At 45.4% G+C, this 12,774-nt stretch carries 15 protein-coding genes; 1 reads left to right on the top strand and 14 read right to left on the bottom strand.

Annotated elements, in window-relative coordinates; translation table 11 throughout:
• Nucleotide 1: 1 nt before the first annotated feature.
• The 12 genes from KNQ02_RS04180 to prsW all read right to left on the bottom strand — a co-directional run bounded on the left by KNQ02_RS04180 (nucleotide 2) and on the right by prsW (nucleotide 9,153).
• The gene (locus KNQ02_RS04180) at nucleotides 2-709 is read right to left on the bottom strand and encodes a demethylmenaquinone methyltransferase (RefSeq protein WP_029330660.1); all 708 of its coding nucleotides are present in this window, start codon (nucleotides 707-709) and stop codon (nucleotides 2-4) included.
• 22 nt (nucleotides 710-731) lie between these two features.
• The gene (locus KNQ02_RS04175) at nucleotides 732-1,310 is read right to left on the bottom strand and encodes a heptaprenyl diphosphate synthase component 1 (protein WP_029330662.1); all 579 of its coding nucleotides are present in this window, start codon (nucleotides 1,308-1,310) and stop codon (nucleotides 732-734) included.
• Nucleotides 1,311-1,452: 142 nt separating this feature from the next.
• Nucleotides 1,453-1,725, bottom strand: coding sequence for an HU family DNA-binding protein (locus KNQ02_RS04170; RefSeq protein WP_012370671.1), 273 nt, complete (start codon nucleotides 1,723-1,725; stop codon nucleotides 1,453-1,455).
• An 85-nt stretch (nucleotides 1,726-1,810) separates the two neighbouring features.
• Entirely contained in the window at nucleotides 1,811-2,545 is a 735-nt protein-coding gene (locus KNQ02_RS04165) for a hypothetical protein (protein WP_214807341.1), read from the bottom strand.
• Nucleotides 2,542-2,739 carry a DUF2768 domain-containing protein gene (locus tag KNQ02_RS04160; protein WP_029330666.1) on the bottom strand — a complete coding sequence of 66 codons (198 nt, stop codon included), beginning with the start codon at nucleotides 2,737-2,739 and terminating at the stop codon, nucleotides 2,542-2,544. The genes KNQ02_RS04165 and KNQ02_RS04160 overlap by 4 nt, the downstream gene beginning before the upstream one ends.
• Nucleotides 2,740-2,757: 18 nt before the next feature.
• Complete coding sequence (locus KNQ02_RS04155; RefSeq protein ID WP_201302334.1) at nucleotides 2,758-3,783, bottom strand: NAD(P)H-dependent glycerol-3-phosphate dehydrogenase; 1,026 nt, start codon at nucleotides 3,781-3,783, stop codon at nucleotides 2,758-2,760.
• A gap of 18 nt (nucleotides 3,784-3,801) precedes the next feature.
• Nucleotides 3,802-5,112 (bottom strand): ribosome biogenesis GTPase Der, encoded by a 1,311-nt coding sequence (gene der / locus KNQ02_RS04150; protein ID WP_029330675.1) that lies wholly within the window; start codon nucleotides 5,110-5,112, stop codon nucleotides 3,802-3,804.
• 127 nt (nucleotides 5,113-5,239) lie between these two features.
• Nucleotides 5,240-6,373, bottom strand: coding sequence for a 30S ribosomal protein S1 (gene rpsA / locus KNQ02_RS04145; RefSeq protein WP_029330677.1), 1,134 nt, complete (start codon nucleotides 6,371-6,373; stop codon nucleotides 5,240-5,242).
• A 95-nt stretch (nucleotides 6,374-6,468) separates the two neighbouring features.
• Entirely contained in the window at nucleotides 6,469-7,068 is a 600-nt protein-coding gene (locus KNQ02_RS04140; protein WP_088837326.1) for a lysophospholipid acyltransferase family protein, read from the bottom strand.
• The gene (cmk, locus tag KNQ02_RS04135) at nucleotides 7,065-7,736 is read right to left on the bottom strand and encodes a (d)CMP kinase (protein ID WP_214765110.1); all 672 of its coding nucleotides are present in this window, start codon (nucleotides 7,734-7,736) and stop codon (nucleotides 7,065-7,067) included. The genes KNQ02_RS04140 and cmk overlap by 4 nt, the downstream gene beginning before the upstream one ends.
• A 75-nt stretch (nucleotides 7,737-7,811) precedes the next feature.
• The gene (locus KNQ02_RS04130; protein ID WP_088837327.1) at nucleotides 7,812-8,468 is read right to left on the bottom strand and encodes a flagellar brake protein; all 657 of its coding nucleotides are present in this window, start codon (nucleotides 8,466-8,468) and stop codon (nucleotides 7,812-7,814) included.
• A gap of 25 nt (nucleotides 8,469-8,493) precedes the next feature.
• Entirely contained in the window at nucleotides 8,494-9,153 is a 660-nt protein-coding gene (gene prsW, locus KNQ02_RS04125) for a glutamic-type intramembrane protease PrsW (protein ID WP_088837328.1), read from the bottom strand.
• 157 nt (nucleotides 9,154-9,310) lie between these two features.
• Here prsW and KNQ02_RS04120 point away from each other — a divergent pair, with 157 nt between their 5' ends.
• Nucleotides 9,311-10,276 carry an asparaginase gene (locus KNQ02_RS04120; protein WP_088837329.1) on the top strand — a complete coding sequence of 322 codons (966 nt, stop codon included), beginning with the start codon at nucleotides 9,311-9,313 and terminating at the stop codon, nucleotides 10,274-10,276.
• 68 nt (nucleotides 10,277-10,344) lie between these two features.
• Here the strand turns inward: KNQ02_RS04120 and KNQ02_RS04115 are convergent, their stop codons facing one another.
• Together KNQ02_RS04115 and KNQ02_RS04110 are read right to left on the bottom strand one after the other, a co-directional pair.
• Nucleotides 10,345-11,337 carry a YpdA family putative bacillithiol disulfide reductase gene (locus KNQ02_RS04115; protein ID WP_088837330.1) on the bottom strand — a complete coding sequence of 331 codons (993 nt, stop codon included), beginning with the start codon at nucleotides 11,335-11,337 and terminating at the stop codon, nucleotides 10,345-10,347.
• Between the two features lie 117 nt (nucleotides 11,338-11,454).
• Nucleotides 11,455-12,720: a Glu/Leu/Phe/Val family dehydrogenase gene (locus KNQ02_RS04110; RefSeq protein ID WP_029330690.1), complete on the bottom strand. Its 1,266-nt coding sequence runs from the start codon at nucleotides 12,718-12,720 to the stop codon at nucleotides 11,455-11,457.
• Between the last annotated feature and the right edge of the window lie 54 nt (nucleotides 12,721-12,774).

Here is a 12,774-nt window from a genome sequence, read left to right as displayed (position 1 = left end):
CTCACCACTTCTTCCCGAGGTGCATTGCAGCCGCCCCACCTGCAAACGCCTTTACTTCGACCTGCATGAAGCCAGCCTGCTCAAATAATTGCTTTAATTCAACACGATCGAGGAACACTTCCGTCGATTCTTGAAGCCAGTTATATTGATCAAACGATTTTGCAAACAAACGACCGACTTGTGGCATGATTTTACCAAAGTATAACGAGTAGGCCTCACGGAAAATTGGTGCCGTCGGTTGACTCGTCTCAAGACATACGACTGTTCCACCTGGTTTTAAGACACGATGCATCTCTTTGATGACTTGGAGATAGTCCGGAACATTCCGTAGTCCAAACCCAATTGTCACGTAGTCAAAGGAATGATCACCAAAAGGTAAATCCATCGCATTGCCATGAATCAATTCGACGTTTTTCATCCCTAACGCCTCGACTTTATCGACTCCGACTTTAAGCATGTTTTCAGAGAAATCGAGTCCTTTGATGACACCGGTCGGACCAGCCGCTTTCGCGAGTTGAATTGTCCAGTCAGCCGTTCCGCAACATAAATCAAGACATTTTGCCCCCGGAAATACATCCATCCGGCGCATTGTTTCTTTTCGCCATAATTTGTGCAAGCGGAAACTGATGATGGAATTCATCTGATCATAATTTGTCGAAATTGATTGAAACACTTCATAAACTTTCTTTTCTTTTTCTTGTGTCTGCACGCAGTTCACCCTTTCAAGAATATTACGCTACTGCCATTTGTTCTAAATGTGATAATAATAGTTGTTGCGCTTCGTGATCGAGCAATTCGGCCTGTTTCCGAATGATGCGTTGCCCTTCTCGTGTTAACCAATCTTGACCGCTGATTGCCGCCAAACCTTGAACGAGTCCAAATTCCGCCGTCAGCCAGAGTAAGACGTAATCTTCTGTCGACGTATAATTTCGCTCATGGATCGAACATTTTGCTTCATTCACACGCTGTACGGTCCGTCCTAACGTCACGAGTGCCGTTTGGGGAAGCGACGCTAACTCTTCAAAAAAGTAAGTCGAAAAAAGATCTCCCGCCAATACGAGCAATTGTCTTTCTTTTGATCCTCGTTTCGTTTCACCTACTCGTTCATGTAAGACAAGTGCGACCTTCGCAAAATGTACGCCCTTTACGAGCGCCTGCCAATCCAATGTCTCGTTTTGAGCGACATCAATCAACCAACTGATCTGTTCACGATCGATGGAAGGGAAATCCACATGTCGAGCTAGTTGAGTCGTCTGTTTGTTGTTGAGCGCAGTAATGATTTCTGTCATGAATAGCTCTCGTTGGTCCATGCTTTTACCCCCCGATCTCCAGTGCCATCTCGTTGATGGATGTTCTTCTTTTTTAATATACCATAATCATCGCTTTTTCACGCCTTTGAATACCCACAAAAAAAGCCGTTCGAGGAATTCCTCGAACGACTATGTAGCCAAATTACTTGACTGCATCTTTCAATGCTTTACCCGGTTTGAAGGCAGGCACTTTGCTTGCTGGGATTTCGATATCTTCTTTCGTACGTGGGTTGCGACCTTTACGAGCGGCACGTTCACGGACTTCGAAGTTACCAAAACCAATCAATTGGACTTTTTCTCCAGATTGGAGTGTCTCAGTGATTGATTCGAATGTTGATTCAACAACTTTAGTCACGTCTTTTTTTGTAAGACCTGATTTTTCGACAACCGCTTGAATGAGTTCAGTTTTGTTCATTACTTTCACCCCCTCCCAATCGCTTCTTCGAGGCTAATCATACCTTATAAACGTTGCTATTACAACATTTTCGTCATAATCCCTCTCAATTTTCTGATTCTTCGATCGATTCCTCAGAAAACGTAGGTTCGCCTTTTTCGTTAATTGTATAGCTTTGAGAGTATGCCGGGACAAAAGGTTGATCATCATACAGTAAATGACGAATATCTTGACCGACTTTTGGTTTTTTCTTCGCAGTTTCAACGGCTTTCTTCAATTCAGGAAGATAGTTGACATACAACTGCCCTTGACCGTCGACATAGATGTCCAGTTCCGTATCGGAATAAGGACTCGGAATCTTCGGTTCTTCCTTAATGAACAACTTTTTATAGTCGAGTGTGAATTGATTTTTACCAATCGAACCTTTAAATGGATATTTTTCATTTTTCTTTCGGTACGTATCGATGCGCACCTGTAGCTTTTGGAGTTCTTCCGCAACGAGTAAATCCATCAGCTTTACAGTCGGTTTCTCTTCCACATCGACTAACAAGTAAATGAACGTTCCACCACCTTCGAAACTATTCGGTGGAGGATCACTCATATAACGAGGAATCAAGCGTCCGAGTTCAATTTGATACCGCTCCATCAAAGGCGTATCTGCGTCTCTTGTTTTGATCGGTAAGACACCGGTATCTTTTTGATACGCGTCGACAGCATCTTGAACCGTTGCGATTTGTTGCGGATAAGGTATCCGGTTCGAAGGTTTTTGACTATCCGGGAAGAGACATCCCGATAACAACATGACAGGCACCAACATGATAAGAACGACTAGCTTCTTCATGCGCTCGGACCTGCCATGACGATGAACACCATAATAATGGAAGCTACAATAAAACATAGGAAGGCAAGGGTCGAGAGCAGGAACTGCCAAACCCCTGTCAATTTCGTTCGACTGATCGTGACGAATAAGACGCTAATCGCAAATAACCCGATCCCGCCAAACGAAATCCACATTTTTAATAATCCAGGACTCAAGGTTTCCACCCCACTCCGTTAATCTTTCGTCGTAAACAGATGTTCAATTTCATTTTTTTGCGGGCGTTGCATCAACTTCCGTACTTCTTCTTCCGGTGTGTGACCATCGAAAAGGACATGGTAGAGTGCCGTCGTGATTGGAAGCTCGCACTGTTTCGTTTCTGCCAAATCGTAAGCAGCTTGAGTCGCACGAACTCCCTCAACGACCATCCCCATGTTTTCTAATACGGTTTCGAGTTTTTCACCACGCCCGATGGCATTCCCGGCTCGCCAGTTCCGACTATGGACTGATGTACAGGTCACGATCAAGTCCCCCATCCCCGTCAAACCGGTGAACGTCATCGGTTTAGCACCAAGCAATGTACCGAGACGCGCGATTTCTACCATTCCACGCGTAATCAATGCTGCTTTCGCATTATCTCCATACCCTAAACCGTCCGTCATTCCTGCAGCTAAGGCAATGATGTTCTTCAAGGCGCCACCAAGTTCCGCTCCGATGATATCCGCGTTCAAGTACACCCGGAAGTTTTCATTCATGAAGAGTTCTTGGACACGACCGGCCTCTTCTAAATCTTCAGAAGCAATCGTCACCGTCGTCGGTTTACGTAATGCAACCTCTTCGGCGTGTGACGGTCCTGTCAAAACACAGACCGCCGAACGTTTTGCGGGATCGATTTCTTCTTCAATCAACTGAGACAATCGTAAGTGCGTCTTCGGTTCAATCCCTTTCGACGCATGAATGAGGACGACGGGTTCTGTTAATCGTTCATTTAACTGGCGTGCGACGCCACGAATCGCTGACGAAGGCGTCACAATCAAAATATGCGAAGCACCTGCTACAGCATCATCTAAATTCGTCGTTGCCCGTAAAGAAGAAGGCAATGCCACACCAGGCAGAAATTGTGTATTCTCATGATTTTCATTAATGGCATCAACATTTTTTTGATCACGGCCATAAAGAATGACGTCATGACCATTATCTGCTAAAACGAGTGAAAGCGCAGTTCCCCAGCTTCCAGCTCCAATGACTGCAATTTTTTTCATCATGATTTTCACCCTGCCTTATTGTTTTTGACGTGCCAAAATCCGAATCGGTGTTCCAGTAAAATCAAATGCTTCCCGGATTCGGTTATCGAGATACCGTTTGTATGAGAAATGCAAGAGCTCTGGATCGTTGACGAACAAGACAAATGTAGGCGGACGCGATGCCACTTGTGTCGCATAGTTAATCCGTAGACGAACACCCTTATCCGTCGGCGCTGGATTCATCGCGACTGCGTCGACGATAACATCGTTCAAGACGCTTGTCTGAATGCGTTGGGCATGACTTTTCGCCGCTTGATTGATGACAGGGAGCAATGTTTGAAGACGACGTTTCGTCTTCGCAGAGACGAAAACGATTGGCGCATAGTCGAGGAAGCGGAATTCTTCACGAATTTCTTCTTCCATTTTCTTCATCGTTTTATCATCTTTTTCGACCGCGTCCCATTTATTGACGACGATGACAATCGCACGTCCGGCTTCGTGGGCATATCCGGCGACTTTTTTATCTTGTTCGATGATACCTTCTTCACCGTCGAGGACGACACAAACGACGTCAGCTCGCTCAATGGCTTTTTGGGCACGCATGACACTAAAGCGTTCTGTCGATTCGTAGACTTTCCCACGTTTACGCATACCTGCTGTGTCGATGATGACGTATTCTTGATCGTCACGTGTAAACGGTGTATCGATTGCATCACGGGTTGTACCAGCGACACTTGAGACGATGACACGTTCTTCACCGAGAATCGAGTTCGTCATACTCGACTTCCCGACGTTTGGACGACCAACTAAGGCAAACTTAATTGTATTTTCGTCGTATTCGATGTCTTCTTTGTTTGGAGCTAGTTCGAGGACACGATCAAGCATGTCTCCGAGTCCTAGACCATGCGTTCCGGAAATCGGATATAAATCGCCGAATCCTAATGAGTAAAATTCATACATTAAATCACGCATTTCAAAGTTATCGACTTTATTGACCGCGATAACAACTGGTTTATTTGAACGGAACAACATGCCGGCGACTTCTTCATCGGCAGCCGTAATCCCTTCGCGTCCATTGACCATGAAAATAATGACGTCCGCTTCATCGATTGCAAGCTCCGCCTGATGACGCATCATTTGAAGTAAGGGCTCATCCCCGACTTCGATTCCACCTGTATCAATCAAATGAAAATGACGATTGAGCCATTCTCCAGTTCCGTATATACGGTCGCGGGTAACACCTGGCTTGTCTTCTACGATCGAAACCCGATCTCCAATCACCCGGTTAAAAATCGTCGACTTTCCGATATTTGGGCGACCTACGATCGCCACTACTGGAATTGCCATCCCAACACCTTCTTTCTCTTCTCTCGCTTCATAGCCGTTCTATTGTATCAAATCAAGCGCGCTTATACCACATCTAACCGAAACATAAAAAAAGCAGACACGAATCGTGTCCACTTTTTGTCAAAATTTATTCTTTTGCGTCCGAGTCTTTATCAGCGAGGTCCGCTACCGAAAACCCTTCATTTTGATCCGTATATTGAGAATAGTCATCTTCATCCGTCTCTTCTTGTTCTAAGACACGCGTCGAAAGGGAAATCTTGTGTTCATCTAAGTGAACCTCAAGAACTTTCGCTTCGATTTCTTGTCCCTCTTCAAGCACTTCCGACGGCGAACTAATATGGCGATTAGCGATTTGAGAGATATGGAGGAGACCTTCGACTTGCGGTGCAAGTTCGACGAATGCTCCGAATTGAACGAGACGACGGACACGTCCTTTGACGATGTCACCCGCTTCGATTTTCCCTTCCATCTGTTGCCATGGACCTGGTTGCGTCTCTTTAATTGATAGCTTGACCTTTTCTGTATCGCGGTCGACACCAAGTACTTTCACTTCGACTTGTTGCCCTTCCGTTACGATATCAGACGGTCGTTCGACACGATGATGCGCCATTTCAGAAATGTGGACGAGTCCGTCAACACCACCGATATCGACAAATGCACCAAAATCCGTTAAGCGTTGGACAGTTCCTTCAAGGACTTGACCCACTTCCAAGTTTTCAAGCGTCTCTTTTTTCTTCGCATTAAGCTCGCCTTCGACGACCGCTTTATGTGAAAGAATGACACGATTTTTTTCTTGGTCGAGCTCAACGACCTTGACTTCGATCGACCGGCCGATGTAGTCAGAAAAATCTTCTACATAGTGACGTTCGACAAGTGAAGCTGGAATGAATCCACGTACGCCGATGTCGACGACGAGCCCCCCTTTGACGATGTCTTTGACGACAACTTCAAAAATTTCAGCCGATTCATATTTCGCTTCGACTTCTTCCCATGCTTTTAAGGCATCAATCTCACGTTTTGAGACGACGACTTCTTCGTCTGTAATCTTCTTCACCTTTACTTGTAATTCATCACCGACTTTTAGCACACCTCGTATGTCATCCAAATGGAGACTTGAGACTTCGCTAATCGGCAGGATTGCTTCTGTCTTATATCCGATATCAATGAGTGCTTGCTTGTCTTCAATCTTCACGACCATCCCAGTAACTACCTGGTCCCGATGAATTTCAAAATCAGGCATATCTTTCATTTCTTCGACCATTCCAACACAACCTCCTCACGATGAGTACAAGAAACGTAATAAAATACGTTTATCCTTCTTTTAACTTCTTACAATTCTGACTATTTGTCAAGGTTTTACACATGATTGTAGTAGACCGATTTGATTTCTTCGAGAATTCGTTCTGAAATCGCTTTCGCGGCACCGCGTTGATCGCGTAAATCTTCAATATCGACTGGTTTTCCGATTACGACCCGCATCGGCTTAAACGGGCGATAGTTGCCGATGATCGCGACAGGAACGATTTGCGCCGGAGATCGGAGTGCAAAAAAACCGACACCTGGTTGCGCTGCCGTGAACTCACCTGGAGCAGACCGTGTTCCTTCTGGAAAAATTCCGACGGTTTCGTCCGTTTTCAATAATTCAATCGTTCGTTTTAAAGCTTGACGATCGCCCTGTCCGCGTCCGACGGGATACGTCCCCGCTGCCGTCATCAATTGTTTTAATCCAGGGACTTTAAACAGTTCCTCTTTTGCCATATAACGAACCGAGCGACTCGTCGGAATCGCGCTAACTAGAAAGACGGGATCCCAGTTCGAGCTATGATTCGCACATAAAAGAACGGATCCATCCTTCGGAAGATTTTCTCTCCCTGTCACGCGAAGACGAAATACAGTTTTGGCGATGACGAGCACGACGAATCGCGCTAGTCGATAAACGGAGTCCGTTCGACTCATTTTAATACCCCTTCCGCAAGCTCTGTCAGACGGAGGACGACTTGATCGATCGACATGACGGTTGTATCGAGATAAATGGCATCGTCTGCTTGTCTGAGCGGAGACACTTCCCGTTCACTATCACGTTTATCACGCAACGCGATTTCTGCTTGAAGTGCTTCTAAGTCACTGTCCATCCCCCGAGACACGTTTTCACGATGCCGGCGACTCGCACGTTCTTCGACTGTTGCTGTCATGAAGACTTTCAGTTCAGCATCTGGTAAGACGACTGTACCGATGTCACGCCCATCCATAACAATACCGCCCGATTCTGCTAAGCGGCGCTGCATCTCGACGAGTGCCGAACGTACTTGAGCATGTTTTGCGACGAATGAGACATTGTTCGTCACTTCGCTCGACCGAATCGACTCTGTTACTTCGCGCTCGCCAATAAAGACACGTTGCCCGTTTTCACCTGGTGTTAAACGAATATCAAGTGATGTCATTAACTCACCTAACCGTTGCCCATCCTCGAGATCGATTCCTTGCTCAAGTGCTGCGAGCGTTACGGCCCGATACATCGCCCCTGTGTCGATGTAGACGTAGTCAAGATGTGCTGCTAATTGTTTAGCAATTGTACTTTTTCCGGCACCAGCTGGTCCGTCAAGTGCGATTTGAATTTTAGTCATGTTTTTCGTTCCTTCCGTTTGAACCATTTTTAAGCGGTTCATAGTATCGACCGTTATCATAGCAAAAAAATAGACTTAGGTGAATGAATTCGTGCCACTCCGCGAATTTTTCATTTGCGCCTGATAACAGTGCCGTAAGACGAGCTCACGACTTCGATCATGAATTTGTGTAAATTGAAAGGCGAGTTCGTAACGTTCTTCGCGTCGATCGACGCGAACTAACTCACCTAAAACATCAAGTGTATGGGTTCCTCCATGTTCGGCCGGTAGTAAAAACGTCAATTCAACCTCGTCTTTTAGTTCAATCGGTAAATGATTCGCTAAGATCAATATTCCACCTGCTGATAAATCAAGCGAGACCGTCGTGAACGGTTCGAATTTAGTTTTATGTGGATGAAGTGCGACGTCCAAAAGTAACGGCACACGTACGAACTGACGACGTTGAACACGCTCAATCTGTTGGTCGGTCGGGCGTCTGATTGCATATCGTTGTCCACGAAGCGGATCATTTTGTCGTTCGACGATTTCCGATTCAAAGCCATACAACCGTCCCTTTTCTTTAAAAAAGTAAACGTGAATCGATTCATCTTCCGATAAAATAAATGTTTTTAGCGTGTCCGCCTCACTCGGCGCTTCCATCCAGATTAAACGGTTCGTCACAGCCGTGACCTTCGTCCGACCTTGTCGATCTTCACTGTTGCGTACCATTATCAAATCACCTGTTTGCATCATGTCACTCTCTCCCAATCCATTCTATTCAATTACTATTTTTTTTGTATCGATGATTCAAGCGATTCGCACTCTTAACTTGGTAAAGGCCGACTCCCCATAAAATCACCATAAAAATAATGGGCAGCAAGGAAATACCACCATTTTCCAATATTAACAAATTAAACATACTGTGCGCAATCATCGGAACGATTAAGGACAGACTTAGCCAACGATTCGGGTAAATTGAAAATTTTGCACGCCCCATAAAGAAGCCCATTAGAACAGCAAAGAGTGCATGACCCGATACAGGAAGCAACGCTCTGAATATCATGTGTTCAACCGTCCCATTGACCATTAAATATAAAATATTCTCAAGCGTCGCAAAGCCGAGCGAACAGGCGACTGCGTAAATGATACCATCATAATAATCATTGAAACGTTGATGGATATATACGGTATAAAAAACGATAAACCATTTCGCAAATTCTTCCGTAATTGCCGTTCGAAACAGACGAATCGATTCATCTCCCCCAAATTCAGTCTGAACGACGTAGTCGATGAACATCAATGGAAACACAAGTAAAATGCCAAAAATGAAACTCCGTAAAATATAACCGACGGGTTCAGCTTCATGTTCATGGCGGAGATAAAAATAAGTAAGTAGTGCAATTCCCGGGGCAATTCCTGAGAAAACGATCGATAACACGTTTTTGCCCCCTTCCTATTCCTTAAGGATAAAGGTTTCTCCTGGAAAAGAAAACCGAGTCCATTGTATATCCGAAAAAAAAAGGTACAATTATGGATGAAAATGAATAGTCAGCTTTTAGTGTCTGACTATCGAACGAATAGACAGGAGGCTCTTTATGAAAAAATTACTATTAGTCCATACCGGAGGCACGATCGCGATGGCACAAAATCATTCCGGTCACGTTCTGCCGAATGACATCAACCCACTTGATGCTTCATTGCCACGTGCGACCGACATCGCGGACATCACGACACGCCACTTCGCGAACCTTCCTTCACCACACATCACACCGGACATCATGCTCCGTCTCGCACACTTCATCAAAGAAGAACTGCAGGCAGGGTATGATGGCGTCGTCATCACGCACGGAACGGATACGTTAGAAGAAACGGCTTATTTCTTACAGTTGACGATTGGTGCTCCAATTCCAATCGTCTTGACAGGTGCGATGCGTTCATCAAATGAAGTCGGTTCAGACGGTGAGTTTAATTTGATTACGGCATTGCGTGTAGCCGTCAGTGATGCAGCTAGAGGAAAAGGGGTTCTCGTTGTCTTTAACGGAGAAATCCACTCTGCTTTTAACGTCACGAAAACGCATACTTCTTCTGTCGATACTTTTAAATCTGTTCATTTCGGTAACTTAGGGATGGTCACGAAAGATCATGTCTATTTATTCAATACACCTGTCTTAAAACCAACGCACATGGTGACGAAACTAACAAAGCGTGTCTCCGTCCTAAAAGTTTACGCCGGGATGGACCCCGACCTTTTAGTTGCTGTCGGTGAACTTGGTTATGATGGTCTAGTCCTCGAAGTACTCGGGCAAGGAAATGTGCCACCAAGTCTGATGGATGCGATTCGTCAGCTGACTGAACAAATGCCAATCGTCATCGTCAGTCGTTGCTTTAACGGCATCGTCCAAGATGTCTACGGATATGCAGGCGGAGGACAACAATTAAAAGAACTTGGTCTGATTTTCTCGAATGGTCTGAACTCACAAAAAGCTCGCTTGAAATTGATGATTGAGCTCGAAATTGAGGCTACACACCCTGAACTTGAGACTTCATTTCAAGTCGAATGATCTGTCACTAAAAATAACCGCTTCCCGGGGAGGGAAACGGTTATTTTTTTAGCGATCGAAAAGAGCGCTTATCGCGTCGTTTCACGAACAAGTCGATCTGCAAGACTCGTTGCAATCAATTCTCCATGAAAACGACCGTTTTCGATAAATATTTTGTTGGCGTCATATCCTGCAGCGACGACACCCGCAATATAAATGCCGGGAACGTTTGACTCCATCGTTTCCTCATTGAAATCCGGAATTCCCGTTTCTCCATCAATCATGATACCGGCATCCGCGAACAAACCAACGTCCGGTGTGTAACCTGTCATCGCAAAAACAAAATCTGCTTTAATTGAGGTCGCTTCTCCTTGTTCTTTATAATGGACGTGCGTCGGTGTGATGGAATCGATCGTTGCGTTAAACACCATCTTGACCTTCTCGGCCCGTACGAGCGCTTCGAAGTTCGGGAGGACCCATGGCTTGATTGACGGACTGTACGCTTCACCACGGTATAACAGCGTGACATGTGCACCTGCCTTCTCAAGTTCAATTGCGGCATCGACACTCGAATTTTTTCCACCAATGACGACAACGTCTTGTCCGAAGAAAGGATGACCTTCTTTAAAATAATGAGAAACGTGCGGTAATTCCTCACCTGGTACGTCCATTTTATTTGGCAATCCGTAATAGCCTGTCGCTAAGACGAGTGCCCGTGCCTGACGCGTCACCGTCTCCTCCATTCGCGACGATACGACTTCGAACCCTTCACCATCCGCACGTTTACTGATTCGTTCCACCGTCTCAAACGGACGAATCGTGATTTCTTTCCGTTTAACGACTTCACGGTAATAGACGAGTGCATCTTGGCGTTTCGGCTTAAGTTCCTTGTTGATAAACGGAACACCACCGATTTCTAATTTTTCGCTACTCGAAAAAAATGTTTGATGCGTCGGATATTGATAAATCGCTTCGACGATGTTTCCTTTTTCGATGACTTCGACAGCTAATCCACGATCTTGCATCTCGATCGCTGCCGATAACCCACACGGTCCTGCACCAATGATGAGACAATCCAGCATAATCTTTTCTCCTCTTCCACGTGTTTTTTTTTTTATCTTAGCAAACATGAGCAAACGAAGAAAGAATTTAAGTTACATGAAAAAAGTTCACTCCTGTAAGAAGTGAACTTTTTCAAATTAAACCCATCCACGGAAGCGTGAGGCTTCCGCCATTTTACGAACGCCTACCATGTAGGCAGCGAGGCGCATATCAACATTTCGTGTATGCGATGTTTGATACACTTGATTAAACGAGTTCACGAGTACTTTTTCAAGCTTTTCATGCACTTCTTCTTCCGTCCAGTAATACCCCTGGTTGTTTTGAACCCATTCAAAGTAGGACACCGTTACGCCACCACTTGAAGCCAAGACATCGGGAACAATCAAGATTTCACGATCTGCGAGAATTTTCGTCGCTTCATTCGTCGTCGGACCGTTGGCTGCTTCGACGACGATTCGCGCTTTAATGTCATGCGCATTATCTTCCGTGATTTGATTTTCAATCGCTGCCGGAACAAGAATATCACACTCTAATTCGAGCAGTTCTTTATTTGAAATTGTATTTTTGAAAAGCGTCGTCACCGTCCCGAACGAATCGCGACGATCAAGTAAATATGGGATATCCAGTCCGTTCGGATCATGGAGAGCGCCATATGCATCACTGATCGCAATGACTTTCGCCCCTAAATCATGCATGAACTTCGATAAGAAGCTCCCTGCATTACCAAACCCTTGAACGACGACGCGGGCTCCTTCTAATGTAATCCCTTTCTTCGCAGCAGCTTCCCGAATCATGATGGCGACCCCTTTAGCTGTCGCAGTCTCACGCCCGTGGGAACCACCGAGTACTAACGGCTTTCCTGTAATGAAGCCCGGTGAATTGAATTCATCAATCCGGCTGTACTCATCCATCATCCAGGCCATGATTTGTGAGTTCGTGAAGACATCAGGTGCTGGAATATCTTTTGTCGGACCAACGATTTGACTGATTGCACGGACATAGCCACGACTCAGACGCTCGATTTCCCGGAAACTCATCTCTCGTGGATCGCAAATGATTCCACCTTTACCACCACCGTATGGTAAATCGACGATTCCTGCCTTCAAGCTCATCCAGACTGATAACGCTTTGACTTCGACTTCCGTTACGTTCGGGTGGAAACGGATTCCACCTTTCGTCGGACCGACAGCATCATTGTGTTGCGCCCGGTAGCCGGTAAAGATTTTTGTTGACCCATCGTCCATCCGAACTGGAATCCGAACCGTCAACATCCGCAACGGTTCTTTTAACAATTCATACATTTCGTCCGGGTAACCCAACTTCTCAAGTGCCTCTTTTACGATTTCCTGTGTTGCTTCAAGTACGTTTTTCCGATGATTCGCATGTTGTTGGTCAGTGATCATTCCAACGTTCCTCCCCATAAGTGGCATCCCCTATGCCGTTTCCTTGTTCGGATA

Origin of the sequence: Exiguobacterium sp. s102 (assembly GCF_018618635.1) — a bacterium.
GTDB classification, from domain to species: Bacteria; Bacillota; Bacilli; order Exiguobacteriales; family Exiguobacteriaceae; genus Exiguobacterium_A; species Exiguobacterium_A oxidotolerans.
This window is presented reverse-complemented; position numbering and strand designations above follow the sequence as displayed.